General features: G+C 72.6%; 26 protein-coding genes and 1 riboswitch. Of the genes, 16 read left to right on the top strand and 10 right to left on the bottom strand.

Features of this window, described 5'->3' with window-relative positions; genetic code table 11:
* The first annotated feature begins 158 nt into the window (after window positions 1-158).
* From SLP03_RS15535 to gcvP, 8 genes are all read left to right on the top strand, one after another.
* Window positions 159-761: a MerR family transcriptional regulator gene (locus SLP03_RS15535; RefSeq protein WP_319461298.1), complete on the top strand. Its 603-nt coding sequence runs from the start codon at window positions 159-161 to the stop codon at window positions 759-761.
* 478 nt (window positions 762-1,239) lie between these two features.
* On the top strand, window positions 1,240-1,638 hold the full coding sequence (locus SLP03_RS15540) for a group 1 truncated hemoglobin (protein ID WP_319461299.1): 399 nt from the start codon (window positions 1,240-1,242) through the stop codon (window positions 1,636-1,638).
* A 2-nt stretch (window positions 1,639-1,640) separates the two neighbouring features.
* Window positions 1,641-2,819, top strand: coding sequence for a globin domain-containing protein (locus SLP03_RS15545; protein ID WP_319461300.1), 1,179 nt, complete (start codon window positions 1,641-1,643; stop codon window positions 2,817-2,819).
* Window positions 2,816-3,508, top strand: a complete 693-nt coding sequence (locus tag SLP03_RS15550) for a cell division protein DivIVA (protein WP_319461301.1) — start codon at window positions 2,816-2,818, stop codon at window positions 3,506-3,508. The genes SLP03_RS15545 and SLP03_RS15550 overlap by 4 nt, the downstream gene beginning before the upstream one ends.
* 323 nt (window positions 3,509-3,831) lie before the next feature.
* The gene (locus tag SLP03_RS15555; protein ID WP_319461302.1) at window positions 3,832-4,035 is read left to right on the top strand and encodes a hypothetical protein; all 204 of its coding nucleotides are present in this window, start codon (window positions 3,832-3,834) and stop codon (window positions 4,033-4,035) included.
* A gap of 564 nt (window positions 4,036-4,599) precedes the next feature.
* A complete protein-coding gene (rox, locus tag SLP03_RS15560; protein WP_319461359.1) occupies window positions 4,600-6,024 on the top strand; it encodes a rifampin monooxygenase in 1,425 nt (474 codons plus the stop codon).
* A 264-nt stretch (window positions 6,025-6,288) separates the two neighbouring features.
* A complete protein-coding gene (locus SLP03_RS15565) occupies window positions 6,289-7,182 on the top strand; it encodes an NAD-dependent protein deacetylase (protein ID WP_319461303.1) in 894 nt (297 codons plus the stop codon).
* A gap of 60 nt (window positions 7,183-7,242) precedes the next feature.
* A riboswitch (glycine riboswitch) is annotated at window positions 7,243-7,341 on the top strand.
* Window positions 7,342-7,418: 77 nt separating this feature from the next.
* The gene (gene gcvP / locus SLP03_RS15570) at window positions 7,419-10,244 is read left to right on the top strand and encodes an aminomethyl-transferring glycine dehydrogenase (RefSeq protein ID WP_319461304.1); all 2,826 of its coding nucleotides are present in this window, start codon (window positions 7,419-7,421) and stop codon (window positions 10,242-10,244) included.
* 121 nt (window positions 10,245-10,365) lie between these two features.
* On the opposite strand, the gene SLP03_RS15575 is transcribed toward gcvP, so the two are convergent.
* Complete coding sequence (locus SLP03_RS15575) at window positions 10,366-10,566, bottom strand: DUF5999 family protein (protein WP_242801458.1); 201 nt, start codon at window positions 10,564-10,566, stop codon at window positions 10,366-10,368.
* 123 nt (window positions 10,567-10,689) lie between these two features.
* Between SLP03_RS15575 and SLP03_RS15580 the strand changes: the two genes are divergently transcribed.
* Window positions 10,690-11,976 carry a chorismate-binding protein gene (locus SLP03_RS15580; RefSeq protein WP_319461305.1) on the top strand — a complete coding sequence of 429 codons (1,287 nt, stop codon included), beginning with the start codon at window positions 10,690-10,692 and terminating at the stop codon, window positions 11,974-11,976.
* A 14-nt stretch (window positions 11,977-11,990) separates the two neighbouring features.
* Here the strand turns inward: SLP03_RS15580 and pip are convergent, their stop codons facing one another.
* Entirely contained in the window at window positions 11,991-12,938 is a 948-nt protein-coding gene (pip, locus tag SLP03_RS15585) for a prolyl aminopeptidase (protein ID WP_319461306.1), read from the bottom strand.
* A 52-nt stretch (window positions 12,939-12,990) separates the two neighbouring features.
* Here pip and SLP03_RS15590 point away from each other — a divergent pair, with 52 nt between their 5' ends.
* From SLP03_RS15590 to def, 3 genes are read left to right on the top strand one after another with little or no spacing between them, the layout of a single operon-like run.
* Entirely contained in the window at window positions 12,991-13,503 is a 513-nt protein-coding gene (locus tag SLP03_RS15590; protein ID WP_319461307.1) for a MarR family winged helix-turn-helix transcriptional regulator, read from the top strand.
* A 38-nt stretch (window positions 13,504-13,541) separates the two neighbouring features.
* On the top strand, window positions 13,542-14,309 hold the full coding sequence (locus SLP03_RS15595; RefSeq protein ID WP_319461308.1) for a TetR/AcrR family transcriptional regulator: 768 nt from the start codon (window positions 13,542-13,544) through the stop codon (window positions 14,307-14,309).
* A gap of 50 nt (window positions 14,310-14,359) precedes the next feature.
* Entirely contained in the window at window positions 14,360-14,869 is a 510-nt protein-coding gene (gene def / locus SLP03_RS15600) for a peptide deformylase (RefSeq protein ID WP_319461309.1), read from the top strand.
* Between the two features lie 22 nt (window positions 14,870-14,891).
* Here the strand turns inward: def and SLP03_RS15605 are convergent, their stop codons facing one another.
* Both SLP03_RS15605 and SLP03_RS15610 read right to left on the bottom strand, forming a co-directional pair.
* A complete protein-coding gene (locus SLP03_RS15605; protein ID WP_319461310.1) occupies window positions 14,892-15,665 on the bottom strand; it encodes a GNAT family N-acetyltransferase in 774 nt (257 codons plus the stop codon).
* Between the two features lie 24 nt (window positions 15,666-15,689).
* Window positions 15,690-16,052 carry a helix-turn-helix domain-containing protein gene (locus tag SLP03_RS15610; RefSeq protein ID WP_319461311.1) on the bottom strand — a complete coding sequence of 121 codons (363 nt, stop codon included), beginning with the start codon at window positions 16,050-16,052 and terminating at the stop codon, window positions 15,690-15,692.
* A 99-nt stretch (window positions 16,053-16,151) separates the two neighbouring features.
* Here SLP03_RS15610 and SLP03_RS15615 point away from each other — a divergent pair, with 99 nt between their 5' ends.
* Window positions 16,152-16,751 (top strand): malonic semialdehyde reductase, encoded by a 600-nt coding sequence (locus SLP03_RS15615; RefSeq protein WP_319461312.1) that lies wholly within the window; start codon window positions 16,152-16,154, stop codon window positions 16,749-16,751.
* 48 nt (window positions 16,752-16,799) lie between these two features.
* Here SLP03_RS15615 and SLP03_RS15620 read toward each other — a convergent pair whose 3' ends face one another.
* On the bottom strand, window positions 16,800-17,573 hold the full coding sequence (locus SLP03_RS15620; RefSeq protein WP_319461313.1) for a sulfite exporter TauE/SafE family protein: 774 nt from the start codon (window positions 17,571-17,573) through the stop codon (window positions 16,800-16,802).
* 198 nt (window positions 17,574-17,771) lie between these two features.
* Between SLP03_RS15620 and SLP03_RS15625 the strand changes: the two genes are divergently transcribed.
* The 3 genes from SLP03_RS15625 (at window position 17,772) to SLP03_RS15635 (ending at window position 20,659) form a co-directional block, all read left to right on the top strand.
* Window positions 17,772-18,551, top strand: a complete 780-nt coding sequence (locus SLP03_RS15625) for an endonuclease/exonuclease/phosphatase family protein (protein WP_319461314.1) — start codon at window positions 17,772-17,774, stop codon at window positions 18,549-18,551.
* 138 nt (window positions 18,552-18,689) lie between these two features.
* Window positions 18,690-19,628 carry a hypothetical protein gene (locus SLP03_RS15630; protein WP_319461315.1) on the top strand — a complete coding sequence of 313 codons (939 nt, stop codon included), beginning with the start codon at window positions 18,690-18,692 and terminating at the stop codon, window positions 19,626-19,628.
* 2 nt (window positions 19,629-19,630) lie between these two features.
* Window positions 19,631-20,659 carry an alpha/beta hydrolase gene (locus tag SLP03_RS15635; RefSeq protein WP_319461316.1) on the top strand — a complete coding sequence of 343 codons (1,029 nt, stop codon included), beginning with the start codon at window positions 19,631-19,633 and terminating at the stop codon, window positions 20,657-20,659.
* Between the two features lie 8 nt (window positions 20,660-20,667).
* On the opposite strand, the gene SLP03_RS15640 is transcribed toward SLP03_RS15635, so the two are convergent.
* The 5 genes from SLP03_RS15640 to SLP03_RS15660 all read right to left on the bottom strand — a co-directional run bounded on the left by SLP03_RS15640 (window position 20,668) and on the right by SLP03_RS15660 (window position 26,214).
* Complete coding sequence (locus SLP03_RS15640; protein WP_319461317.1) at window positions 20,668-21,546, bottom strand: bifunctional 5,10-methylenetetrahydrofolate dehydrogenase/5,10-methenyltetrahydrofolate cyclohydrolase; 879 nt, start codon at window positions 21,544-21,546, stop codon at window positions 20,668-20,670.
* A 95-nt stretch (window positions 21,547-21,641) separates the two neighbouring features.
* Window positions 21,642-22,667, bottom strand: coding sequence for a hypothetical protein (locus tag SLP03_RS15645; protein ID WP_319461318.1), 1,026 nt, complete (start codon window positions 22,665-22,667; stop codon window positions 21,642-21,644).
* 198 nt (window positions 22,668-22,865) lie between these two features.
* Window positions 22,866-25,019 carry an FtsX-like permease family protein gene (locus SLP03_RS15650; RefSeq protein ID WP_319461319.1) on the bottom strand — a complete coding sequence of 718 codons (2,154 nt, stop codon included), beginning with the start codon at window positions 25,017-25,019 and terminating at the stop codon, window positions 22,866-22,868.
* Window positions 25,016-25,693, bottom strand: a complete 678-nt coding sequence (locus SLP03_RS15655) for an ABC transporter ATP-binding protein (protein ID WP_319461320.1) — start codon at window positions 25,691-25,693, stop codon at window positions 25,016-25,018. Before SLP03_RS15655 ends, SLP03_RS15650 begins: the two co-directional genes overlap by 4 nt.
* Entirely contained in the window at window positions 25,690-26,214 is a 525-nt protein-coding gene (locus SLP03_RS15660; RefSeq protein WP_319461321.1) for a PadR family transcriptional regulator, read from the bottom strand. Before SLP03_RS15660 ends, SLP03_RS15655 begins: the two co-directional genes overlap by 4 nt.
* Window positions 26,215-26,290: the final 76 nt, after the last annotated feature.

Here is a 26,290-nt window from a genome sequence, read left to right on the forward strand (position 1 = left end):
TGACGGCATGGTGTCGTTAGTGATCTTCCTGGTGGCTGCGGCGGCGTGTCGCTTCGGTTCCTCCGTGGTAACTCCTGAAGGCCGCTATAGGGTTGCGGCGTCGAGGGGTGCACGTCTTGAAAAGGGCGTGTCACCGCACGGGCGGGGAGGTTGTCCGGATGCACGAGCCGCGAGATCTTGATCCGGGTACGCCGCAGCAGTCGGGCCCGGTGTCGCCCGAAACGGGCGGTGACGGGGCGGTGGGCTACCGGGGTGTGACCGCGTGCCAGGCGGTGGGTATCAGCTACCGGCAGTTGGACTACTGGGCCCGGACGGCGCTGGTGGTGCCGAGCGTGCGGGACGCGTCGGGTTCGGGGACGTCCCGGTTGTACTCCTTCCGCGACCTGGTGGTGTTGAAGGTCGTGAAGCGGCTGTTGGACGCCGGGGTTTCCCTGCAGAACATCCGGAAGGCGATCGAGGCGTTGCGGTCGCGTGGGGTGGAGGATCTGGCGGGGATCACGCTGATCTCGGACGGGACGACGGTGTACGAGTGCCGGTCGCCGGAAGAGGTGGTCGACCTGTTGCAGGGCGGGCAGGGCGTGTTCGGTATCGCGATCGGCGGGGCGTTCAAGGAGATCCTGGGTTCGCTGTCTCTCCTGCCGGCGGAGCCGGCGGCGGGTGGTGGTCAGGAACGGGTGGCGTCCGCGCCGGAGGTGTCGGAGGCGTCGGAGTCGGTGGGGGACGAGTTGGCGGCGCGTCGGGCGCGGCGTCGGGTTGGTTGACACGCCCTGTTGTGCTTGTCGGATCGCGTCGTGGCAATGGCCCGGCGCGATTCGTTTTTGGTGACGGACTGTGTTCGGTGGTGGGCGGGCCGGTGGTGTCGGGCCCGGTCGGCGGGCGGGCCTGGGGGGCGGGTCGCCGGGTCGGTGACGTCGCCGCTGGTCAGACGGTCAGGGAGCGGTTTCGGGGTGGCTCAGGCCAACCCTGTCCGAATTGGATGGTTCTGCGAGTGGATCGCGCGCCGACTTCACCGAAGGTGATGGTCTTGTCGCTGTTGGTTGACGGCCTTTCGGGACGATTTGACTGTCTGTAGTCGATTGTTGTCCGGAATCCGATAGGGCGGCCGTGACCCGATCCGCCCGGCACGCTATGGTCCGACACGGTCGCTGTCGCGTCGACGTCACAGCACATTCGGTGACGCGCCGGCTGCCGATACCCCTCCGCGGCGAAGCCCGCGTGACCCCAACCGGAAGGAACGACATGACGGTCACGGAAGAGACCACTCCCGTATCCCCCTACGAGCGCATCGGCGGCGCCAGTTCGGTCAAGGCCGCGGTGGAGCTGTTCTACGACAGGGTGCTCGTCGACCCGGAGCTTGCCGGCTACTTCACCGAGGTGAACATGGCGGAGCAGCGGCGGCACCTGGCGCTGATGCTGACCGTGGTGCTCGGGGGGCCGAACGAGTACTCCGGTCGCGGGCTGGCCGAGGCCCACCAGCCGCTGAACATCCCGGTGGAGCACTACGTGAAGGTCGGTGAGCACCTGACCGCGACGCTGACCGAGCTGGGGGTGCCGTCGGACATCCTCGCCGACGTGCAGCTCGTGCTGAAGCAGGTGCAGGACCAGGTGGTGGCCTCCGGAAACCGGCCGGGCGCCTGAGCGTGGACGCGGCACGGCTCAAGCAGAGCTGGTCCCTGGTCGGAGCGCACGGCGACCAGGTGCCGCTCTACTTCTATTCGATGCTGTTCCTCGCGCATCCGGAGACCCGGCAGATGTTCCCCACGAACATGGCCGGGCAACGGGACCGGCTGGTCACCGCGTTGGGACATGTGGTGTCCAACGTGGACCAGGTGGACCGCCTGGTCGGGTTCCTCCAGGACCTCGGCGCCGACCACCGCAAGTTCGCGGTGCGGGCCGAGCACTACCCGGCGGTCGGTGAGGCGCTGCTGGCGACGCTGCAGCATTTCCTGGGCGACCAGTGGACCGAGGAGCTGGCCCAGGACTGGGCGGGCGCCTACGGGCTGGTCTCGCAGGTGATGATCGACGCCGCGCAGGCTGCCGAGGCGGTGAGCCCGCCGTGGTGGGTGGCCGAGATCGTCGGGCACGAGCGGCGGACGTTCGACGTGGCGGTTCTGACGTTGCGCCCGCAGTATCTGCTGCCGTTCACGCCGGGCCAGTCCATCGGGGTGTCCCATCCGGCGGTGCGGTCATGGCGGTACTACTCGCCGGCCAACGCGCCGCGCGCCGACGGCACCATCGAGCTGCACGTGCGGGCGGCGCCGGGCGGCGCTGTGTCGTCGAGGCTGGTGTACGGGTCCGCGCTGGGCGACCAGGTCCACCTGGCGGCGCCGGTGGGAGATCGGATGCTGCTGTGGTCGGCGGGTCCGAGCGACCTGCTGCTGCTGGCCAGCGGCACCGGCTGGGCGCCGGTGAGGTCGTTGGTGGAGCAGGTCGCCGCGGAGGGTTCCCGCCGCAAGGTGGACCTGTACGTGGGTGCCCGCTCGCAGATCGAGTTCTACGACAACGACGCGATGGACAAGTTGGCGGCGTCGTATCCGTGGTTGACCGTCACCTATGTGGTGGGGGCGGATCTGCGCCGGCCGGGTGAGTTCGTGCAGCCGGTGGACCGGGCGTTGGCGGACGCGGACTGGCGGTCCCGGCACGTCTACATCTGCGGTTCCGACGAGATGGTCTCCCATTCGGTAACGGCGTTGACCCAGGCCGGGTACCACGCCGGTCAGTTGCACCACGAGGGTTTCGGCCAGCATTGGTACGGCCCAGCGTGGCGGACGGCGGTGGACGACCCATCCACTCCTGACAGTTCCGGAGGTGTCCGGTGAGCACGACCCCGATCAGCAGGTACGACGGAGTGCAGGTCTCCGGCGGTGTACAGGTGCGGATGACCGCCGACCGGGTGCGTCGCTGGGAGTTCGGTAGCGCGTCGTTCACGCGGCGCGGGTACGACCACACCGATGTGGATCGGTTCCGGATGCAGGTGGCCGACGAGTTGGATCTGCTGTCGGCGCAGATCGACAACCTGCGGGCGGAGAACGAGCGGCTCAACGACCATGTGGAGCTGCATCGGCACGGGGTGATTCCGAGCACCGACGCGGCGGCGAAGTTGCCCGCGGCGAAGGAGGTCAACCTGCTGTCGGCGGCGCAGCGGGAGGCCGAGCAGATCATCGCTCAGGCCCACGACTACGCCCGGCGGGTCGCCGAGTACGCGCGGATGCAGTACGAGAGCTACATGCAGGCGGCGGCCGAGGAGGCGAAGCAGGAGGCCGAGCGGGCGGTGACGGAGTACCGCAGCAGCGCCGGCACGAACTTCGACGACTCGGTGGCGGCCCGGGAGGCGTTGCGGATCTACGGCGAGATGATGATCTCGCACATGCAGGCGGCGGCCCGGCACCTCGACGACGGCAGCGAGCAGCTGGCGCGGACGATGGACCGGATCGTGCGGGAGTCGGGCGGCGCGACGCCGGTGGGCGGCGCGCAGCCGCAGGTCGCCCTGCCCCGTCACCACCGCTGACGGGTCGGCCCGCCGTCCGCAACCGGCGGGCCGACCCCTTCACCACGCCGGCGGTTGGCCGTCGCGGAACAACCCGCCGCTGGGGCCGTCGTCCGGGATCCACACCGCCCGGAGCACGGCAAGGGGGCCGACCTCGACGTCCCCGGTCATGTCCCGGTCAGCGTCGATGTCGTGGACGCCCGCAGCGGACCGGGGTGAGCCACCGGCGCGTCAGGGGGTCCCGGTAGCAATCGTCCACCGGGCACCCGCGGGGGTGGTTGACCGCGGCACTCCACTCCTGGCATGGCTGACATCACGCGCAAGACCGTCGATGAATGGTCGAGATGATCGCCCGGCTGCACGACACCGTGGCCACCGACCCGGGCGACGAGCGAGAAGCCGCGCAGGCTGCGGCGAACCTGTGGTCGGGGTTCGGCTACCTCGACGCGCCGACCGATGTGCTGCGCATGTTCGTGCAGGCGATCGAGGTCGGCTACATGACGGCCCTGAACGAGGTCCGCGACGGCAACATCAACGTCGAGCTGTAGAACGACGCGACGCAAAACCAACACCAAGCCTGCCAGGGGTGGTTGATCAGTGGGTTCGGTAGTTCTGCTCCCTGCGCTCGGCGGCCTCGTCGCAGGCAACGCCGGCCTGAACCGCGGCCGCTGTCCTCTGCCGTACCCGAACCGCGGTTCATCCATGAACGTCGCCGTACCGACACGCCCAGCGACGACAAGGGCGCCACACGGTGCGTACCGCAGTCGCAACCGTACGGGCCGTTTGGAGTCGTGATCACGTGGCTGGGAAAGGACTGGACGGGATGATGCTCGGGCTTGTAGCTTGCAGCTGACCGTGACACCACCCGAGGAGGTGAGACCCATGAACGCTGTATCGATGTGGGTGCTCCCCCTTCCCGTCACGGTCGGGCGATTGACGTAGGTGTCGCCGGGAGCGCCTCGCCAACAAGGCACTCCCGAAAGGCAACACCTATGCACTCTCTACAGTTCACCGCCGAGCCGTCGTCGACCGACACGGTCGAGCGCGACTCCACCGTGGGCGACGTCCCCGGACTCCCATCGCCGGCCTCCGGCGCCGATCGCGCGCCCCTCATGTTCGACGTGATCATTGCCGGGTGCGGGCCGACTGGCGCGATGCTGGCCGCCGAACTGCGGCTGCACGATGTGCGGGTACTCGTCCTCGAGAAGGAAACCGAGCCCGTGTCGTTCGTCCGCGTAGTCGGTCTGCATATTCGCAGTATCGAGCTGATGGCAATGCGCGGGCTGCTGGAGCGCATTCTCGAACACGGAAGACAGCGTCCGGCCGGCGGTTTCTTCGCCGCCATCAACAAGCCCGCGCCCGAGGGCCTGGATTCCGCGCACACCTATCTGCTGGGCATCCCGCAGCCGGTCATCGTTCACCTGCTCGAAGAACATACGATCGAACTGGGTGCGCAGGTCCGGCGCGGTTGCGCGGTGGCCGATTTCGAGCAGGACGACGACGGTGTGACCGTCGAGCTGGCCGACGGGGAACAGCTGCGTTCGCGCTATCTCGTCGGCTGTGACGGCGGGCGCAGTACGGTGCGCAAACTGCTCGGCGTCGGCTTCCCCGGCGAGCCCTCGCGGACCGAGACGCTGATGGGCGAGATGGAAGTGGGTGTGCCGCAGGAGGAGATCACCGCCAAGGTGACCGAAATCCTCGAGATCAATAAGCGATTCTGGCTCAGGCCCTTCGGCGAAGGGGTCTATAGCGTCGTAGTCCCCGCCGCGGGAGTCAGCGATCGCGCGGAACCGCCCACCCTCGAGGATTTCACACAACAGTTGCGCACCATCGCCGGAACCGATTTCGGCGTGCACTCCCCACGCTGGTTGTCCCGCTTCGGGGATGCCACCCGGCTGGCCGAACTGTATCGGGTCGGGCGGGTCCTGCTGGCCGGCGATGCGGCACACATCCATCCACCTATCGGCGGACAGGGCCTCAACCTGGGCGTTCAGGACGCATTCAACCTCGGCTGGAAACTGGCCGCACAGATCCGCGGCTGGGCGCCGGAAACACTGCTGGACACCTACCAGGCCGAACGTCATCCGGTCGCCGAGGACGTGCTGGACAACACCCGCGCCCAGATGGAACTGCTGTCCACCGAACCGGGCCCGCAGGCCTTGCGCAGGCTGCTCACCGAACTGATGGACTTCGACGAGGTGAACCGTTATCTGATCGAGAAGATCACCGCGATCGGCATCCGCTACGACTTCGGCGAAGGCCCCGACCTGCTCGGCCGCCGCCTGCGCGACGTCGACGTGAAACAGGGCCACCTCTACGGTCTGCTGCATCGCGGCCGCGGCCTGCTGCTGGACCGTACCGAACGCCTGACCGTCGGCGGCTGGTCGGACCGGGTCGATTACCTCGGTGATCCCACCGCGGTACTGGATGTTCCGTGCGTCCTGCTACGCCCCGACGGCCACGTCGCCTGGATCGGCGACGATCAGCAGGACCTGGACGACCAACTCTCCCGCTGGTTCGGCAAGCCCGCCAACTGATTTCGCCTGAGCAGTGGTCATCCCGCATATACGTGGCGAGATGGCGAGCAGATCTGCGGCGCTGTCGGCCAGGGGCGACGTCGGCGCGGCTGATCGCGCCGCGGCCGACGGCGCGCAGCGCCGGCGCCTGGTCGGGGTTGCGGATCAGGCCGACGGCGCTGTCACCGTGGCGCGATCGTGCGGCCACCCACCGACCGCGCCGAGGTGAGGTCGGTCGGTGGGCGGCCGGTCGTCGTTGCCAGCCGCGTGAGGCAGCATGGACGGGTGACGGAGACGTTCGACGCGTTGGCCCGGCTGGTGGGCGCCGGTGACGTGGTGGTGCTCAGCGGCGCCGGGTTGTCCACCGAGTCGGGGATCCCCGACTACCGGGGGCCCAGCGGCGTGGCCCGGCGGCACACCCCGATGACCTACCAGGCGTTCACCCACGACCCGGACGCGCGGCGGCGTTACTGGGCGCGCAGCCACCTGGGCTGGCGCACGATCGGCCGGGCGGCGCCGAACGCCGGCCACCGGGCGGTGGCGCGGCTGCAGCGCGCCGGCCTGGTCACCGGGGTGATCACGCAGAACGTCGACGGGCTGCACACCGCCGCCGGCAGCAGCGCGGTGGTGGAGCTGCACGGCCGGCTCGACGAGGTCACCTGCCTCGACTGCGGCAACCTGACCTCGCGGGAGGAACTGGACCGGCGGCTGCGGGAGGCAAACCCGGGCTTCGACGCGCGCGTCACCGCCGTCAACCCGGACGGCGACGTGGAGCTGCCCGACGAGGCGGTGGCCCGGTTCCACACCGTCGACTGCGGCATCTGCGGCACCGGCATGCTCAAACCGGACGTAGTGTTCTTCGGCGAGACGGTGCCCGCCGCCCGGGTCGCCGACTGTTTCTCCCGGGTGGCGCGGGCCCGGTCGCTGCTGGTGCTCGGCTCATCGTTGACGGTGATGTCGGGCCGGCGGTTCGTGATCCGGGCGGCGAAGCTCGGCATCCCGGTGGCCATCGTCAACCAGGGGCCGACCCGCGGGGACGGGCACGCCGCCCTCACCCTGGACGGGCCGCTGGGCGAGCTGCTGCCGGCCCTGGCCGACCGGGTCGCCGGCCCCGACCCGACCCGCGAGGCGCCCGCCCCGCCGGCCGGCCCCGCCCTGGCCGAGCCGGCCGCGGTGTAGCGGGCAAGGGGTACGACATCTGCCGGTGACACCGGCGCTGGTAGCGTTGACCATGCCGGTACCACCCACGCGGGAGAGACCGCCCAGCAGCACCCGGGCGGCGCCGAAGGGGCAGATTCCTCCCCGGAACCTCTCAGGCAAAAGGACCTCGTGGGCAGGCGCTGTGGAGCGCTTCGCGCGTGACTCAGGGGGAGGCCGACCTGTCGACCTCGCCCCCCGCAAGGAGCGCCGCGAACATGACCGCTGAGCAGTTCGCCGACCGTCACATCGGCCCCGACCCGGACGACGAACGCCGCATGCTGGAGACCGTCGGCTACGGCTCGGTCGACGAGCTGATGGACGCGGCGATCCCCGAGGTGATCCGCTGGCACGGCACCCTCGACCTGCCCGCCCCGGCCAGCGAGCGGGAGGTGATCGCCGAGCTGCGCGCCCTGGCCGCCCGCAACACCGTCGCCGCGTCGATGATCGGGCTGGGCTACCACGGCACCCACACCCCGGCGGTGATCCGCCGCAACGTGCTGGAGAGCCCCGCCTGGTACACCGCGTACACGCCGTACCAGCCGGAGATCAGCCAGGGCCGGCTGGAGGCGCTGCTGAACTTCCAGACCATGGTCACGGACCTGACCGGGCTGGCCACCGCGAACGCCTCCATGCTCGACGAGGGCACCGCCGCGGCCGAGGCGATGACCCTCGCCCGCCGCGCGTCCAAGAGCAAGAGCCCGGTGTACGTCGTCGACGGCGACACCCTTCCGCAGACCATCGCGGTGATCACCAGCCGGGCCGAGCCGCTCGGCATCGACGTGCGGGTGCTCGACCTGGGCGCCGAGGAGCTGCCGGGCGAGTTCTTCGGCCTGCACCTGCAGTACCCGGGGGCGTCCGGGGTGGTCCGTGACCACGCGCCGCTGGTCGCCGCGGCGCACGCCGGCGGGGCGCTGGTCACCGTGGCGGCGGACCTGCTGGCGTTGACGATGCTGCGGCCGCCGGGGGAGATCGGCGTCGACATCGCCGCCGGCACCACCCAGCGGTTCGGCGTACCGATGGGCTTCGGTGGGCCGCACGCCGGCTACCTGGCGGTACGGGCGGGCCTGGAGCGGATGCTGCCCGGCCGGCTGGTCGGGGTGTCCCGGGACGCGGACGGCAACCCGGCGTACCGGCTGGCCCTGCAGACCCGGGAGCAGCACATCCGGCGGGAGAAGGCGACCAGCAACATCTGCACCGCGCAGGTGCTCCTCGCGGTGATGGCCGGCATGTACGCGGTCTACCACGGCCCGGACGGGCTGCGGGCCATCGCCCGGCGTACCCACGACATGGCGGCGCGGCTCGCCGCCGGCCTGCGCACGGTCGACGGCGTGGACGTCGTGCACGACACGTTCTTCGACACCGTGCTGGCCCGGGTCCCCGGGCGCGCGGAGGCGGTCGTCGCCGACGCCGCCGGGCGCGGGGTGAACCTGCGGCTGGTCGACGCCGACCACGTCGGCATCTCCTGCGACGAGACCACCACCGGCGCCCACGTGCAGAAGGTGTGGGACGCGTTCGGGGTGCCCGCCTTCGACGGCGCCGGCGGTGACGCGCTGCCGGACGAGCTTCGTCGCACCAGTGACTTCCTCACCCACCCGGTGTTCCGCAGCCACCACTCGGAGACGGCGATGCTGCGCTACCTGCGGCGGCTGTCGGACTTCGACTACGCCCTGGACCGGGGCATGATCCCGCTCGGGTCGTGCACGATGAAGCTCAACGCCACCACCGAGATGGAGGCGATCACCTGGCCGGAGTTCGCGCACATCCACCCGTTCGCCCCGGACGCGCAGACCGCCGGGTACCGGGAGATGATCACGCAGCTCGAGGCGTGGCTGGCGGAGGTGACCGGTTACGACGCGGTCAGCGTGCAGCCCAACGCCGGGTCGCAGGGTGAGCTGGCCGGGTTGCTGGCCATCCGGGCGTACCACCGGGACCGGGGCGCGGGGCACCGCGACGTGTGCCTGATCCCGTCGTCGGCGCACGGCACGAACGCGGCCAGCGCGGTGATGGCCGGCATGCGGGTGGTCGTGGTGGCCTGCGACGCCGACGGCAACGTCGACCTGGTCGATCTCGACGCGAAGATCGACAAGCACCGGGACGCCCTGGCGGCGATCATGGTGACGTACCCGTCCACGCACGGGGTGTACGAGACGGGCATCGCGCAGTTGTGCGCGAAGGTCCACGACGCCGGCGGTCAGGTGTACGTCGACGGGGCGAACCTCAACGCGCTGGTCGGGTTCGCCAAGCCGGGCAAGTTCGGGGCGGACGTGTCGCACCTGAACCTGCACAAGACGTTCTGCATCCCGCACGGCGGCGGCGGCCCGGGCGTCGGCCCGGTGGCGGTCCGCGCGCACCTCGCGCCGTTCCTGCCCGGTGACCCGTCCGGCGCGCACGTCGACGGCCGGCCGGCGATCTCCGCGGCGCGGTACGGCTCGGCGGGGATCCTGCCGATCCCGTGGGCGTACCTGCGGATGATGGGCGCCGAGGGGCTGACCCGGGCGACCGGGGTGGCCGTCCTGGCGGCGAACTATGTGGCGGCGCGGCTGCGCAATCACTTCCCGGTGCTGTACGCCGGCAACAAGGGCCTGGTGGCGCACGAGTGCATCCTGGACCTGCGGCCGCTGGCCAAGTCGACCGGGGTGAGCGTCGACGACGTGGCCAAGCGCCTCATCGACTACGGCTTCCACGCCCCGACGATGTCGTTCCCGGTGGCGGGGACGCTGATGGTGGAGCCGACCGAGAGTGAGGACCTGGCCGAGCTGGACCGGTTCTGCGACGCGATGATCGCCATCCGGGCGGAGATCGACAAGGTGGGCTCGGGGGAGTGGCCGGCCGGGGACAACCCCCTGGCGAACGCGCCGCACACCGCGGCGATGGTCTCCGGTGACGAGTGGCCGCACCCGTACCCGCGGTCGGTGGGCGCCTACCCCGGGGCGGTCGACCGGATGGCGAAGTACTGGCCGCCGGTGCGGCGGGTCGACGGCGCGTACGGCGACCGGAACCTGGTCTGCTCGTGCCCGTCGCCGGAGGCGTTCGAGAGCTGAGGTGGCTGCGCCGGGGCGGTCGTCGTGCCGCCCCGGCCGGTGCGCCGACCTGGGGAGGGCCGTCCCCCGGTGGGGGACTAGCGTAGGTCTGCGGAGGCGTTCCGTTACGGAAAGTAATCAGTTAGGCGACGAGGGCGTGCCGGGCGGGACCGCGGTGCGGGGCGATGGTGCTGCCGTCGGGGAGCAGTTCACCGGTGTCCTCGAAGATGATGACACCGTTGCAGAGCAGGCTCCAGCCCTGCTCACGGAAGCAGGCGATGACCCGGGCGGCTTCCCGATCGGTCGCCTCGGCGGAGGGGCAGGTGGGTTGGTGCTGGCACATCGGGGTCTCCGGACTGTGGGGGCACTGTGTCATGGTTCACATGACCAGTGACGCACAGTACCAAGCGGAAGTGCGCGGTATCGAGCAGCCATCCGTCATGTTCGCCCGAAATCCACTGAACGGATGAGGAAGAATGGGCCAACCGGCGTGGAAACGCTCCCACAGACGTTGATCAACGTACCCGGAGCGCCGGACGACTGTCGCGGCCGGCTCGTCGAGCGGGCCCGGCTGGAGTGGCGCTGCGGCGACGGCGGCGACCCGGCCGCGCTCGCGCAGGAGTTCCTCACCGGCCACGGCGTCGCCGTCGCCGACCTGGGCCGCCCGGCCCGCCACCACGCGGACGGGGCCTGCGGCGCCGCGCTGTACCTCTCCGCCGCCGCCGGTGCGCTGCTGGCCGGCGGCGCGCCCGGCGCGGCCACCCCCGTGCCGGCGCTGCCCGACCTGGTGGTCGTCGTCTACGACCACGCCGACCGGCACGGTGGTCGGCCGGCTCCCGGGACCGGTCGGCACCGGCCGGCCGACCTCCGCCGGGCCGCCGCGCCCGATGCGGTCCCGGGACCGGCGACGGCCGCCCGGCGGCCCGACCCGGCGGCGCCGCGGTGGTGGCTCGGCGCGTGGCGGGAGAGCTGGACCCCCGGGCAGCACGCCGACGCCGTCGAGGCGGTCCGCGCGGCCATCGGTCTGGGCGATGTCTACCAGGTCAACCTCGTCGGCCACGCCGCCGCGCCGTACGCCGGCGACCCGCTGCCCGCCCTGGCCCGGCTCGGCGCGCTGCCCGGCGCCCGGTACGGCGGCACGCTGGCCGGCCTGGACTGGGCGATCGGCTGCGCCTCCCCGGAGACCCTGGTCGAGGTCGACGGCGGCCGGCTGGTGACCCGGCCGATCAAGGGCACCCGGCCGGCCACCGCCGCCGGCCGGCGGGAACTGCTCGCCTCCGCCAAGGAACGCGCCGAGCACGTGATGATCGTCGACCTGGAGCGCAACGACCTGGCCCGGGTGGCCCGTATCGGGTCGGTGCGGGTCGACGAGCTGTTCGCCGTACGGCGGTGGTGCGACCTGTGGCAGGCGGAGTCGACGGTGTCGGCGGCGGTCGGCGACGGCCTGGGCCTGGCGGACCTGCTGCGGGCGGTCTGCCCGGGCGGGTCGGTGACCGGGGCGCCGAAGCTCGCCGCACTAAACCGGATCGCGGCCCTCGAGCCGGTCGGGCGGGGGGCCAGCATGGGCGCGTTCGGCTGGGTGGGGTCCGGCCGGATCGACCTGGGTCTGACGATCCGCACCGCCGCGGCGGACGTCGACCGGCTGCACGTGTGGGCCGGCGGCGGCATCACCTGGGGCAGCGACCCGGCGGCGGAGGTCGCCGAGGCGGCGGCGAAGGCCGCCCCGGTGCGCGGGCTGCTCGCCGCCGGCTGACCGGGCCGGCCGGGTCAGCCGGCGGCGAACTCGTCCAGCGCCGCCACCACGGTCTCGGTCATGCCGTGGCCGGTGCCGTGCCCGCCGGTCTCCACGATCTCCAGCCGGGCGTCCGGCCAGGCCCGGGTGAGCTGCCAGGCGATGTCCGGCGGTCCGCTGACGTCGAGGCGGCCCTGCACCAGCACGCCCGGGATGCCGGCCAGCCTGCCGGCGTCGCGCAGCAGCGCGCCGTCGCGCATGAACCCGCCGTTGCTGAAGTAGTGGGTGACCAGCCGGGCGAACCCCATCCGGAACACCGGGTCGGCGTAGCGGGGGCTGGGCCGGTGGCCGCCGGCGAGGGAGACGTGCACGTCCTCCCAGGCGCACCAGTCGCGCGCCGCCCGGTCGCGCACCTCGAGGTCCGGGTCGGCGAGCAGTCGGGCGTACGCGGCCGACAGGTCGCCGTCGCGGTCGGCCGCGGGCACCCCGTCGCGGAAGCGGGCCCACTCCTGCGGGAAGATCCGGCCCATGTCGCGGGTGACCCACTCGATCTCGCGGCGGGTGTTGGCCACCACGCTGAACAGCACCAGGGCGGTGACCCGGTCGGGGTGGCGCTGGGCGTACGCCAGGGCGAGCGAGGAGCCCCAGGAGGCGCCGTGCAGCAGCCAGCGGTCGATCCCGAGGTGGCGGCGCAGCCGCTCGATGTCGGCGAGCAGGTGCGGTGTGGTGTTGACCGACAGGTCCACTGCCGGGTCGGCGGCGTGCGGGGTGCTGCGGCCGCAGCCGCGCTGGTCGAACAGGACGATCCGGTACGCGGCCGGGTCGAACATCCGGCGCCAGCCGGCGGTGGCGCCGGAGCCGGGTCCGCCGTGCAGCACCAGCGCGGGCCGGCCGTCGGGTTTGCCGCAGGTCTCCCAGTACAGGCGCTGGCCATCGCCGACGTGGAGCATGCCGTGGGCGTACGGCTCGATCGGTGGATACATCCCGGTTCCCCTCCCGCGGACCAGATACAACAGCGCTGTTACATTAGCGGACGTGACCGGATCCCCCGACCGTGAGGCGCTGGGCACCCTGCTGCGCCACGTGCTGGAGCTGCTCGACGGCGACGTCGCCGCCGTCTACGCCGACCTGGGACTGGCCGACTACCGGCCACGCTTCTCACCGCTGGTGCGGGTACTGGCGGCCGACGGTCCCCTCGCCATCCGCGACCTCGCCGCCCGGGTCGGGGTCACCCACTCCGCGGCCAGCCAGAGCGTGGCCCAGATGAGCCGCGCCGGCCTGGTCGCCCTCACCGCCGGCGCGGACGCCCGGCAGCGCATCGTCACCCTCACCGACCGGGCGTACGCGCTGCTGCCGGCGATCGAGGTCGAGTGGGCGGCCACCACCACCGCGATGCGGCAGCTCGACACCGACCTGCCGGTGCCCCTGGCCGACGAGCTGTGCGCGGTCCTCGCCGCCCTGCGCCGCCGGCCACTGCGCGACCGGATCGCCGACACCGGCCTGGCCGCTCGAGCGCCAGGCCAGGCACGACCGGACGGAGCGGGGTGACGGCCGGCGAGCGGCGGCGCCGCCGGTAGGGTCCGGTGGTGACCATCGAGTACAGCGGCACCGGCGACCCCGCCCGCAGCCTCGCCCTGCTCTGGCGCACCCGGGAGAAGGCCAGCCGCAAGGGCGGCGACCTGAGCGTGGACCGGATCGTCCGGGCGGCCATCGAGGTCGCCGACGCCGAGGGGCTGGCCGCCCTGTCCATGCGCCGGGTCGCCGAGCGGCTCGGTGTGGGCACGATGTCGCTCTACACGCACGTGCCGGGCAAGGGCGAACTGCTCGACGTCATGCTCGACACCGTCTACGGCGAGACCGCCCGACCCGAGGACGTCCCCGGCGGCTGGCGTGGGCGACTGGCGCAGATCGCCCGGGAGAACTGGGCGCTGTACCTGCGCCACCCGTGGCTGCTCCAGGTCGCCACCACTCGCCCCCCGCTGGGCCCGAACCTCACCGCCAAGTACGAGTACGAGCTGCGCGCGGTCGACGGCATCGGCCTGACCGACCTGGAGATGGACGCCGTGGTCACCCTCGTGGGCGGCTACGTCCACGGCGCGGTACGCGGCGCGGTGGAGGCCACCCAGGCGGCCCAGCGCACCGGCATGACCGAACAGCAGTGGTGGCACGCCCACGCCCCGTACCTGGAGAAGGCGATGGACCCGCGCCGGTTCCCCCTCGCCGCGCGGGTCGGCACCGCCGCCGGACAGGAGTACCAGGCCGCCGCCGACCCGGCCCGGGCCTTCGAGTTCGGCCTGGCGCGGATTCTCGACGGCATCGAGATGCTCGTCCGGGACCGGCCGCCCGGCGGCTGAGCGGCGGGTGCGCGCACCGGCGGCCGTAACGGACGGATAGCCTTCCGGGCATGAATATGCGCCCGATCCGGATCATCGGCGACCCCGTACTGCGCACCCCGTGCGAGCCGGTGACGAGTTTCGACGACGACCTGCGCGCCCTGGTCGCCGACCTGATGGACACCCTGCTCGGCGCGCCCGGCCGGGCCGGCGTGGCCGCCCCGCAGATCGGGGTGAGCGCGCAGGTGTTCGTCTACGACGCGGACGGCCACCGCGGGCACATGATCAACCCGACGCTGGAGCTCTCCGAGGAACTGCAGGACGACGACGAGGGCTGCCTGTCCATCCCGGGGCTGTACTTCCCGACCCAGCGGGCGATGCACGCCACCGCGAACGGCTTCGACCAGCACGGTCAGCCGCTGACCATCTCCGGCCGCGGTTTCCTGGCCCGCGCCCTGCAGCACGAGACCGACCACCTGGCCGGCCGCCTCTACGTCGACACGCTGCGCGGCGACACCCGCCGCAAGGCGCTGCGGGAGATCCGCGCCGGCCGCTTCGACTCACCCAGCCGGGGACGCTGATCACGCCGGAACACCCTCGCCGTCACCCACGGTGGCGCAGGCCGCACTCGACAAAGTCGGCGACGCGGGTGAAGCCGAGCCGGCCGTAGAGCCGCAGCGCCGCCGGGTTGTCCGCCCGCACGTTGAGGGTGACATGGTCGACGCTGTCGCGCAGCCGGGCGCAGAGCGCGGCCACGGCGGCGCCGGCCAGGCCGCGTCCCCGCGCCCGCGGGTGAGTGGTCACGTTGCCGACCGCGGCCACCCGCCAGGTGGGTGACCAGACGTGGACGCCGGCGACGGCGACCAGCTCATCGGCCTCCCGGATGCCCACGTACTGGCCGGTGTCGAGCATCCGGGGGTCGAACCAGTTGCCGGGGTACGCGACGGAGTAGAGGTCCAGCAGCTGGGGCAGGTCGCCCCGACCCAGCACCTCACCGGCGGGGGCTGCCCGGGTCAGCCGCGCCGGGTCGGTCAGCGCCATCCGGTGGTGCCCGACCGCGCTTTCGATGACGAACCGGTCCGCGAGCGCCTCGTCGAGGCCGGGGGAGAGGTGGGCCCACAGCCGGGCCGGCAGCACCGGCGCGAGCTCGGTCAGCAGCGTCGCCAGCTCCGCGGCCCGCGCCGGCGACGCGAACGCCAGCAGCGTCGGCAGCGCGACACCGTGGTAGAGCAGCGCCACCTGGTCCCCGCGGCGGAACCACGAGGTGTACGGCCAGAAAAAGTCGTCGAGGTCCCCGAGCTGGTACGCGTGCAGCACCGGGTCCCGGCTCAGCAGCTCGGCCAGAGCGGCCCGGTCGTGTTCGGCGCGGATGGGCACCGGACGATGATCACACGGCGGCGATCAGCAGTCGGGACGGCGTTCCGGCTCGGCGGGCAGGTTCTCGTGGGCCCAGCGGGCCAGCGCCTCCAGGGCGGGCACCAGCGCCGCGCCCCGGTCGGTGAGCTGGTAGCTGACCCCCAGCGGCGGGCCCTCCCGCACGGTCCGGGACACCAGTCCCACCCGGGCCAGTTCGCCGAGGCGGTCGGAGAGCACCGATTCGCTGATCCCGGGCAGCGCGCGGGTCAGCTCGGCGAAGCCGGCCGGACCGGTGGCCAGGGTGCCCAGCAGCACGCCGTTCCACCGCTTGCCGAGGAACGCGAAGGCGCGGGTGATCCCCCCGTCGCACGTGCGCGGTGTCTCGCCGGCTTCCGGCCCGACCGTCATGCCGCCAGAGTACCGGCAGCACCGACCAGGCAAGGCGCTACTAAAAAGCTAGCTGCTACCTTTGCAGGAGCAACCCCTCCGGTAGAGCGAGGAACCCTGATGACCGACCTGATCACCCTGCACTCCGAGGCGCAGGCGCAGCTGTTCACCGACGCCCGCACCGCCAACACCTTCACCGACGAGCCCGTCACCGACGCGCAGCTGCGGGCCATCTTCGACCTCGCCAAGTACCCGCCCACCGCCGCGAACACGCAGCCGCTGCGGGTGCTCTATGTCCGCGACGGCGAACCCCGCGAACGGCTGCTCACCCACATGAGCGAGGGCAACCAGGCCAAGACGGCCGCCGCGCCGGTCGTCGCCGTGCTGGCCGCCGACACCGACTTCCACGAGTTCGTCCCGCGGGTCTTCCCGATCCGCCCGCAGATGCGCGACGACCTCGCCGGCGACGTGCAGGCCCGCGAGCGGATGGCCCGGTTCAACGCCACCCTGCAGATCGGTTACTGGCTGCTCGCCGTCCGCGCCGCCGGGCTGGCCGCCGGGCCGATGGGCGGCTTCGACGCCGACGGCCTCGACAAGGAGTTCTTCGCCGACAACGGCTGGAAGTCCCTGCTCGTGGTCAACATCGGCAAGCCCGGCCCGGACGCCTGGTTCCCCCGCCTGCCCCGCCTCGACTACGACGACGTCGTCCGGCACGCCTGACCGGCCGCCGGCCGGTCGGCGCGCCCACCGGCCGAACCCGCACCCGGGTCAGCCGGCCAGCCACTGGTCGTAGCCCAGCTTCCCGACCAGGGCGAGGACCACCACCAGCAGCACCACCCGCACGAAGCCGGAGCCGCGCCGCAGCGCCATCCGCGCGCCCAGCGCGGCTCCGGCGACGTTGCACACCGCCATCGCCGCGCCCAGCAGCCACCACACGTGCCCGGTGCACGCGAACACCACCAGCGCGCCCAGGTTCGTCCCGGCGTTGACCACCTTCGCCATCGCCGAACCGTGCACGAAGTCCGCGCCCACCAGGGCGGTGAACGCCACCACCAGGAACGTCCCCGTACCCGGGCCGATCAACCCGTCGTACAGGGCGATGCCCAGGCCGGCCACCGCCACCGCCGCGACCACCCGCCGCGGCGTGCGCCGCGCCGGCTGCGCCACCACCCCCAACCGGGGCCGCGCCAACACGAACACCGCCACCGACACGAGCACCACCAGCACCACCGGCCGGTACGCGCCCGCCGGCACCGCCCCCGCGAGGACCGCGCCGAGCCCGGCAGTCAGCACCGCCAAACCCGCCGCCGGCCCCGCCACCGTCCAGTCCAGCTTCGTGCGCCGCGCGTACGTCACCGCCGCGGTCGACGTGCCGAAGATCGCCGCCAGCTTGTTCGTACCCAACGCGGTCGCCACCGGCATCCCTGGCGCGGCCACCAGCAGCGCCGGCAGTAGCAACAGCCCACCCCCGCCGACGACGGCGTCCACCCAGCCCGCCATGGCGGCCGCGGTCAGCAGGGTGGTCAGCGACAAGGGGTCCACGGGCGGCAATTCTTCCCACCGCCGGGCGGCCGGCGAGACCACCTGTGGCCAGGCTCACCGCCCCCCGCCGGCAGCCTCAGCGGCCCCGCCGCCGCCGCAACCACAGACCGGCCGACGCCACCGCCACGAACACCAGCACCGAACAGACCAACGCCTTGAGCACCCGGCAACTCTGCCACGGGGACGTAGGGTGTGCAGGTGCGCCTGGCCACCTTCAACCTGCTGCACGGGCGATCCCTCACCGACGGACTCGTCGACCCCGACCGGCTCACCGCCGCCGTCACCGCCCTCGACGCCGACGTCCTCGCCCTGCAGGAGGTCGACCGCGACCAGTCCCGCAGCGACAACCTCGACCTCACGGCCATCGCCGCCCGCGCCCTGGGCGCCCCCGAACACCGCTTCGCCGCCGCCGTCGTCGGCACCCCCGGCGAACAGTTCCGCCCTCTGACCCACGACGACGACGGCCACGGCGAACCCTGCTACGGCATCGGCCTGGTCAGCCGCCACCCCGTCCGCTCCTGGCAGGTCACCCGGCTACGGCCCGCCCCCGTACGATCCCCGATCTACGTCCCCGGCCCCGGCGGCGGGCTCATCCTGCTGCGCGACGAACCCCGCGTCGTCCTCGCCGCCGTCCTGGACACCCCGCACGGTCCGCTCACCGTCGCCGCCACCCACCTGTCCTTCGTCCCCGGCTGGAACATCCTCCAACTGCGCCGCGTCGTCCGCGCGCTGCGCGCCCTGCCCGCCCCGCGGATCCTCCTCGGCGACCTCAACCTGCCCGCCGGCCCCGCCGCGCTGGTGTCCCGGTGGCGTCCCCTCGTCCGCCGCCCCACCTACCCGGCCGGGCAGCCCCGCGTCCAGCTCGACCACATCCTCGCCGACCGGCAGGGCCTCGACCGGCTTCCGCCCGTCACCGCAGTCGACACCCCGCTGTCGGCCATCTCCGACCACCGGCCCCTCATCGTCGATCTCGGCTGAGCGGCACGCTCGCAGCGAACGTCCAGCCACGCCACCTACCGTCGGCGGCGACCCCCGCGGCGCGACGGAACGCACAAACCCCTCCGGGACCGCCCTCGCCCGTGGTAGCGATGGTGAGACGAGGGGAGGGGCCAGCCCATGCCGCCGACCGGCCTACCGCTGCTGATCCTGGTCGGCGTCACCGCCACCGGCGCCGCGGCCGTCACCGTCCGCACCTGGCGCCGCCACCGCCTCCGCTGGCAGGTCCTCACCCGACCCGCCGCCGTCCTGCTCACCGAGGCCCTCGTCCTGCTCACGGTGGGACTCGCCGCCAACCGCGCCGAAGGCTTCTATCCCACCTGGGCCGACCTGCTGCCCGCCCACGCCACCCGCCACGACACCGGCCCCGCCCGGCCGGGCCACCTCGACCACTGGATCACCGCCCAGGCCCGGCGCGCCCCCACCACCCCCGTGGCGTTCCCCTGGCACCCGCCGCGGGGGAACCGGTGGCCGGTCACCGCCGCCCCGACCGTCGTCGTGCCCGCCGACTATCCGCTGCACCCCACCTGGCGGTACCCGGTCGTCACGGTCCTCGCCGACCACGCCACCCCCGCCCAGGAGGCCGCGGCGGCCCGCACCGTCGAGGACCGCACCGCCGCGACCATCGTGGTCTTCGCCCACCTCCGCGCCACCGCCACCGTCGACACCCTCACCGAGACCCTGCCCGACAGCCTCGCCCGCGACCTGCGCGTCACCACGCACAGCTGGGCGCTGATCGCGCCGGCCGACGTCGCCGGGCTCGCCGGGGCCGTCGTCCGCGCCGCACCCACCCGCTACCCGGCCCTCGCCCTGCTCGAGGACACCCCGGAACCCGCCGCCGACGTCGTACCCGCCGACCTGCCCACCACCGAAACCGTCACCGTCGTCCGCGCACCGCAGCGGCACCCCGGCCCCGCCGCCGACCAGCTCCCCACCGCCCTGCTCTGGGCCTGCCAGCAGACACCGCCGCCGCTGAGCGCCCCCGCGCCGCTGATCCCACCGCCCCCGCAGCACCGCCACACCCACCCGTCCCGCACCGCACCGCCGACCGGACACTGACCATGGCCCCCGACAGCCTCGCCGCCGCGCTCACCGCCACCGCCGGAGCCGTCCTCGCCGCCGTGCTGCTCTCCGCCACCTGGGACCATGGCGCCGGCACCCGCCGCGCCGCACTCCGCACCGTCACCACCGCCCTGTGCCTGGCCACCGCCCTGGCCGCCGCCGGCATCTGGATCAATCGCCAGGTCGACACCGTGACCACCTGGTCCGCCCTCCTCGGCCGGGACACCAGCACCGCGGCCACCGCCGACCCCGCTCCCGCCGGCGCCACCGGCGGCCGGATCGTCACCTTCACCGCCACCGGCACCGCCAGCGGGCTCACCCTCGCCGTCCACGCCTACCTGCCGGCCGCCTACGACCGGCAGCCCACCGCACGGTTCCCCGTCATCGAGGCCCTGCACGGCTACCCCGGCTCACCCGCCTCCTGGCTCAACCGGCTCGCCGCCGCCCACCACCTCGACCAGGAGATCGTCGCCGGCCGGATGGCCCCCACCGTCGTGCTGTTCCCCCCACAGACACCCCACGCCCTGCTCGACACCGAATGCACCAACCTCGCCCACGGACCGCAGGCCGAAACGTTCCTCACCGTCGACGTACCCACCGCCGCGGAAACCCACCTGCGGGTACGCACCGACCGCGCCGGATGGGGCCTCATCGGCTACTCCGCCGGCGGCTACTGCGCCGCCAACCTCGCCCTGCGCCACCCCGAGCGGTACGCCACCGCCGCCAGCCTCTCCGGCTACGCCGACCCCGGCATCACCATCGGCGACGGCACCGAACACACCCTCAACGACGACGCCTGGCGGCTGCGCCACCTACCGAACCCGGCCGTCGCCCTCTACCTGTCCGCCGGCCGCGCCGACCGCAAGGCCCACCGCGACGCCGACACCCTCACCCACCTCGCCCGCCCACCGCTCTGCGTCACCACCGTCTACGTCGACGGCGGCGGCCACAGCATGTCCGTCTGGGAAGCCGCCGAGGACCCCGCCTTCGACTGGCTCTCCGGCTGGCTCGGCCGCCCCGTCGGCTGACGCACGGCTCAGTCGAGCCCGGCCGCCCGCCGCGCCGCCCGCACCGCGTTGCGGAACAACATCGCCACCGTCGTCGGCCCCACCCCACCGACCCGCGGCGTGATCGCCCCCGCCACCTCGGCACACGACTCGTCCACGTCCGGCAGCAACCGCCGACCCTCGTACCGCACCCCGCCACCGACCACCACCGCACCCGGACGCACGTGCTCCGGCCGCACGATCCCCGGCACCCCGACCGCCGCCACCAGGATCTCCGCCCGCCGCGTGTACCGCGGCCAGTCCGCCACCCCGGTGTGCACCACCGTCACCGCGGCGTTCGCCGTCGGCCGCTTCTGCGCCAACAGCATCGCCAACGGCCGACCCAACGTGGCGCCCCGACCCAGGATCACCACTTCCCGGCCCGCCACCGGCACCCCGTGGAACGCCAATAACGCCTCGATCCCCGCCGGCGTACACGGCAACGGTCCCGGCAACCCCAACGCCAACCGGCCCATGTTCACCGGGTGCATCCCGTCGACGTCCTTGTCCGGATCCAGCACCTGCAACGCCCGGTCGTAGTCCAGCCGCCCCGGGATCGGATGCTGCACCAACACCCCGTGTACATCGGGGTCGGCGTTGAAGTCCGCCAGCACCCGGTGCAGGTCCGCCTGCGACGCCGACGCCGGCAGGTGCACGTGCGGGGAAGCGAACCCCAGCTGCGCCGCCTGCCGCTGCTTGATCCGGATGTACCCGGCACTGGCGTCGTCATCGCCCACCAGCACCGTCGCCAACGCCGGCGTCACTCCCGCCGCACGCAGGGCCGCCACATCCTCGGCGACCTCCGCCAACACCTGCTCCGCCACCGGCCCACCCGGCAGCAGCCGGGCCGTCGTACCCGTAGAAGACATGCCACACCTCGCCCGCGGAGGCCCAGGCGGTCGACCTCCGCGACGAGCTCCCCGATGGTTGCTGCCATCCCCGGTGCCGCCAGTCGCGTCAGCGGTCAGCCTGCCACATCCCAGCCGCCGATCGCCTCCGCCATCGTCTGCCACCTCGGCAGGGAAGCCAGTACCTCGTCCGCACGCCGCCGCCGTCGCGGCGCCGACGCCACCCCCAGGTCCGCCACCGCCGCGTCGAACGCCGGCCGCAACGCCACCTCCCGCTCCGGGGCGTCCGCCGCCAGGATCGCGTGACACCGGGCGTACGTCGCCACGATCCAGAACATCGCCTCCCGGTGCGCGCCCGCCCCGATCAGCTCCGCGCTGCCGTCCACCACCACCGGCCGGGCCGCCGCACTGATGTCCGCGCTGAAAGCGAACCGGGTACGCGCCACCCGCGCCGCCTCGTCGAACGTGGCCGCCAGCCCGGCCAGATGCCCCCGCACCCGCTCCGGACCCACCCCGCCACCGTCCAGCAACGCCAGCAGCTCCGGATACCGCTCGCCCAGCCCGTGCGCCGCCAGCACCTCCCCGGCGAGCACGTACCGACGGCGCACCGTCGGATTCCGCAACGCCGCCACCACCGGCAGCACCGCCACCACCGACGTCGGAAACAACCACGCCAGTACCTGCTCGTGCAGCGGCGCCGTCGCGTCCAGCACCCGCAGGCCGTCCTCGACCCGAGCGCGTACCCCCGCACACCGCCGCCGCACCCACACCGGATCCGCGAACCCCGCCGCCACCCGGTCCCGCATCGCCGCCAACCGCCCCGCCGGATCCAGGATCACCGTGTCCGTACGGAAACACGGCGCGAACACCCACGACCCCAGCACGCCCTCCGGCGACCCCAGGTCCTCCCAGGTCAGCGTGGAGACCTCCAGCAGCACCCCACGGTGGCGGAACTTGCCCACCTTCGCGGCCGGCTCGTCCCGCACCAGCAGCACGTCCACGTCCGACGACGCCGGCAGCACCACATCCTCCGGCAACCCCACCGTCGACCCGCTGAAGAACGCGCCCCGCACACCCGGCTCCCGCCGCGCGTGCTCGCGCACCCAGTCCACCGCCACCGCCCGCGCCTCACCCAGGTTCATTCCGCAGATGGTGCCACCGGGTCCGGCCGTAGGCCGTCTCACGCTGATCCCTCCGTCCCAGGGCGGGCGACCCGCTGTGGGAGCTGCCTGCGCGGGTGGATCAGGGCCGGTAACCAGTCACCGGGGCCCGGCACCGCCAGGCCGCGGAACTCTCGCGGTCTGGCGGTGGACGAACCCCGAGCGGGAATGGTGGAGAGATCATTCGCTGCGTGCGGTCTCCGGGCCGGTGATGCGTTCCAGCAACGGCAGGGTGGAGGCGATGATGCCGAGGCAGGCGACCAGGCCGACGATCACGATCGCGGAGAACTCGAGGCCTGGAGCGGTGAGCGTGTAGCCCATCTGCGCCTTGAGGAACAGCTGGGCGGCGAGGAAGCCCATGCCGATCGCGACCACGGCGACGGCGAGCATCGGTACGGCGCTTTCCAGGGCAACCACGTCGCGCAGGATCCGCACCGGCGCGCCACTGAGGCGCAGCAGACTGAACGGGCGCTTGCGCTCGGTGAGGCCGCCGACCACGCTGACCGCGAGGCTGCAGCCGGCGAGTGCGAGGCTGGCGACGATGACGACGTTGGCCAGCTGTTTCCACCCACGCAGCTGGTCGGCGAAGTCCGACTCGAACTCACCGGGAGCGTTCGGGGCCACCCAGAAGTTCGGGAACTCGCGCGACAGGAGCGTGCGCGACCGCTCAAGCGCGGCCGCCGAACCGTCCGTGCCGACGACGATCGACACCACCGGCAACCGCTGGAGATCATCGAGGGAGACGGATGCGGTGGGCCAGACCCTCGCGGAGGACGCCGACTCGCGGTAGGGGATGAAGTTGTCCGCCACGGCGGCCACGGTGACGCCTCCGGCGCACCGGCCGTACGCCGTCGGGATGTCGGTGCATGCGATCACCCCGGGCTCGTCCTTCCTGACCGGGTTCAGCCGGATCACCGTGGCGCTCCGCACGCCCGGGATCGAGCGCAGCTCGGCCAGCAGCGTGTCGGGAACCGAGGGCGGGTCGTCGTAGAAGGCGGTGGACATGGTGCCGGCATCCGTCGAGCCGATCCGCGCCGGGCCACGGTTGGCGACGATCGTGGTGATCACGCCGATGGCCACACTCGTGACGAAGAGGGCCAGCATGATGCCGCTGATCGCCCGGAAACCGGCCTTCGGGTTGTCGGCAAGGCGTCGCGCGGCGATGAGCGTGGCGGGACGGCGGGCGCGGCTGGCCATGAGGCGGGCGCAGGTCATCGTGAGCCAGGGTCCGGCCAGGACCAGGCCGGTCATGATGAGCAGCAGCCCCGGCAGGAACACCGCGGTCTGGCCGTCGGACGTGTCGGGCCTGCGGCCGATGACGAACGTCAGCTCGGCGACCCCCAGCACGAGCGGGATCAGCCGGTAGGCGCGAGGTGGACGTGGGGTGACCTGCCGCGTGACGCCGAGCGGGGAGATCCGGACGCGCCGCAGCGAGACCCACGCCGCCAGCGCCGCGCCGGCCGGGACACCGAACGCGACCACCAGGACGTCCAGCGGTCGCAGGAACATGTCACCAGGGAAGAACCGCATGCCGGTGAACGGGATCGCGGCGAGCTGACCGCGCAACGCGAAGAACAGCGCGAAGCCGAGGGCCGTACCGGCGATGGCCGCCGCGGCCGCCTCGGTTGCCGCGATCACCGAGATCTGCTTGGGCGTCGCACCGACCAGGCGCATCGCCGCGAACCGCTGCTCCCGGCGTGCGGCGCTGAGCCGGGTCGCCGTACCGATGAAGATCAGCACCGGAAACAGCAGCCCACCGGCAATTACACCGAGGATGAGGTCCACGACGGTCTCGGGGAGCGCGGGAATTCTGTCGCCGACGCTGGTGAGCTGTCTGGCGTTCGGCAGCTTGGCGACCTCGTCGGGGGTGTGCCCGACGATGACGAGCAGGGTATCCGGTGACGGCAGCGCGGCCGGGCCGATCGTGCCGAGGTTCCGTCCGGGATAACGGTCGCCGAGTTGGACGGCGGGGGTCACTGCCAGCAGCGTGGTGAGCGCCGGCGAGACGTAGTACTCCCCGGGACCCGGCGTCTTCGGGATGCCGACCGGGGTCGGCGACCCCGGTCCGGTGGCGGCGACGTCGACCCGCGAGATCTGCTTGCCGTGGAAGTAGTCCCGGCGGGTCGACCACCACAGCGGATCCGCGCCGCCTCCCGCCGAAGCATGGGGGTACAGCGACGCGTACCGCGTGAGCTGCGCGTTGACGGCGTTGACCCCGGCGAGGGTGACCAGCAGCAGCCCGGCACCCACCGCGACCGCGGCGGCGATGATGACGAGGCGGGTGAGCGCCTCCCGCCCGCCGGACACGGCGAGGCGAAGCCCGAAGCGGATCACGATGCGATCCGGTCCGGCGCAGTCACACGCCCGTCGCGCACGATGACCTCGCGGTCGGCGTACGCGGCGACCCGTGGTTCGTGGGTGACCAGGATGACGGTGGTGCCCTGCTCGCGGGCCGCGGTGACCAGCAGGTCCATGACCTGCTCGCCGGTGAGCGAGTCGAGCGCACCGGTCGGCTCGTCGGCGAAGAGGACCTCCGGCCCGGCGACCAGGCCGCGGGCGAGGGCCACCCGCTGGGCCTGCCCCCCGGACAGCTCGCCCGACCGACGCTGCTCCATCCCGTCCAGGCCGAGCCGCTCGAACCAGTCATACGCCTTACGCAGCGCCTCCGTCCGGCGGGTCCCGCTCAGCAGGAGCGGCAGGGCCACGTTCTCCGCGACGGTCAGCTCGGGGACGAGCTGACCGAACTGGAACACGAACCCGAAGCGGTCGCGGCGCAGGCTGCTGCGCTGGGTCTCGGTCATGGCGTCGACCCGCACCCCGTCGAACAGCACCTCGCCGGAGTCCGGAACGAGGATGCCGGCCAGGCAGTGCAGCAACGTCGACTTGCCCGAGCCGCTGGGCCCCATGACGGCGACGATCTCACCCGCGTCCACGGCGATGCTGGCGCCCCGCAGCGCCGCGGTCTCGCCGAACGAGAACACGACGTTCCTCGCTTCGATCGTGGTCATGGCCGCACCGTCTTCTTCAGGGCGTCCAGCCGGGCGCCGGTCATCTCGATCCACCGGAGGTCCGCCTCCAGGTGGTACAGCCCGTGATCGGCGAGCATCGCGTCGACGAGGTTGCCGCCGCGCTTGATCTCGGTGAGCTCGCGCATCCGCTGCAGGTGTGCGCTGCGCTGGGCGTCGAGGTACTCGCCGGCGGGGCGGTCAAGCATCAGCGCGAGCACGACCTTGGCGAAGAGCACGGTCTGCAGGTGCGGTTCCGGCTCGACCGGCTGGGTCAGCCACTGCTCGACCTCGGTCGCACCACGGTCGGTGATGATGTAGCGCTTGCGGTCGGGTCCATCGCCGGGGCCCACCTCGCTGATCACCACCTTGCCGTCGCGAGCCAGCCGGCTGAGGGTCGAGTAGACCTGACCGAACGGCAGCGGCCTGCCGCGGCCGAAGTACGCGTCGTATTCGCGCTTGAGGTCGTACCCGTGGCTGGGCTCTCGTTCAAGCAGGCCGAGGAGGGTGAGAGGAACGCTCATGCCACGCAGAATACACTGAGGGTATACCTCGCGTATATACTCTCGGAATTCCAACCTCACGGAAGGGCGGCCGAAG

Source organism: Micromonospora sp. RTP1Z1, from assembly GCF_033804685.1.
Classification (GTDB): Bacteria; Actinomycetota; Actinomycetes; order Mycobacteriales; family Micromonosporaceae; genus Micromonospora.

Excerpts from the sequence above, each read along its gene's own strand:
- SLP03_RS15640 (WP_319461317.1), bottom strand. The coding sequence starts at position 21,546 with ATGTCTTCTACGGGTACGACGGCCCGGCTGCTGCCGGGTGGGCCGGTG.
- SLP03_RS15580 (WP_319461305.1), top strand. The coding sequence starts at position 10,690 with ATGAGGAAGAATGGGCCAACCGGCGTGGAAACGCTCCCACAGACGTTG.
- SLP03_RS15615 (WP_319461312.1), top strand. The coding sequence starts at position 16,152 with ATGACCGACCTGATCACCCTGCACTCCGAGGCGCAGGCGCAGCTGTTC.
- SLP03_RS15610 (WP_319461311.1), bottom strand. The coding sequence starts at position 16,052 with ATGACGGTCGGGCCGGAAGCCGGCGAGACACCGCGCACGTGCGACGGG.
- SLP03_RS15555 (WP_319461302.1), top strand. The coding sequence starts at position 3,832 with ATGATCGCCCGGCTGCACGACACCGTGGCCACCGACCCGGGCGACGAG.
- SLP03_RS15645 (WP_319461318.1), bottom strand. The coding sequence starts at position 22,667 with ATGAACCTGGGTGAGGCGCGGGCGGTGGCGGTGGACTGGGTGCGCGAG.
- SLP03_RS15540 (WP_319461299.1), top strand. The coding sequence starts at position 1,240 with ATGACGGTCACGGAAGAGACCACTCCCGTATCCCCCTACGAGCGCATC.
- SLP03_RS15655 (WP_319461320.1), bottom strand. The coding sequence starts at position 25,693 with ATGACCACGATCGAAGCGAGGAACGTCGTGTTCTCGTTCGGCGAGACC.
- SLP03_RS15635 (WP_319461316.1), top strand. The coding sequence starts at position 19,631 with ATGGCCCCCGACAGCCTCGCCGCCGCGCTCACCGCCACCGCCGGAGCC.
- SLP03_RS15660 (WP_319461321.1), bottom strand. The coding sequence starts at position 26,214 with ATGAGCGTTCCTCTCACCCTCCTCGGCCTGCTTGAACGAGAGCCCAGC.
- gcvP (WP_319461304.1), top strand. The coding sequence starts at position 7,419 with ATGACCGCTGAGCAGTTCGCCGACCGTCACATCGGCCCCGACCCGGAC.
- pip (WP_319461306.1), bottom strand. The coding sequence starts at position 12,938 with ATGTATCCACCGATCGAGCCGTACGCCCACGGCATGCTCCACGTCGGC.
- def (WP_319461309.1), top strand. The coding sequence starts at position 14,360 with ATGAATATGCGCCCGATCCGGATCATCGGCGACCCCGTACTGCGCACC.
- SLP03_RS15630 (WP_319461315.1), top strand. The coding sequence starts at position 18,690 with ATGCCGCCGACCGGCCTACCGCTGCTGATCCTGGTCGGCGTCACCGCC.
- rox (WP_319461359.1), top strand. The coding sequence starts at position 4,600 with ATGTTCGACGTGATCATTGCCGGGTGCGGGCCGACTGGCGCGATGCTG.
- SLP03_RS15535 (WP_319461298.1), top strand. The coding sequence starts at position 159 with ATGCACGAGCCGCGAGATCTTGATCCGGGTACGCCGCAGCAGTCGGGC.
- SLP03_RS15575 (WP_242801458.1), bottom strand. The coding sequence starts at position 10,566 with ATGTGCCAGCACCAACCCACCTGCCCCTCCGCCGAGGCGACCGATCGG.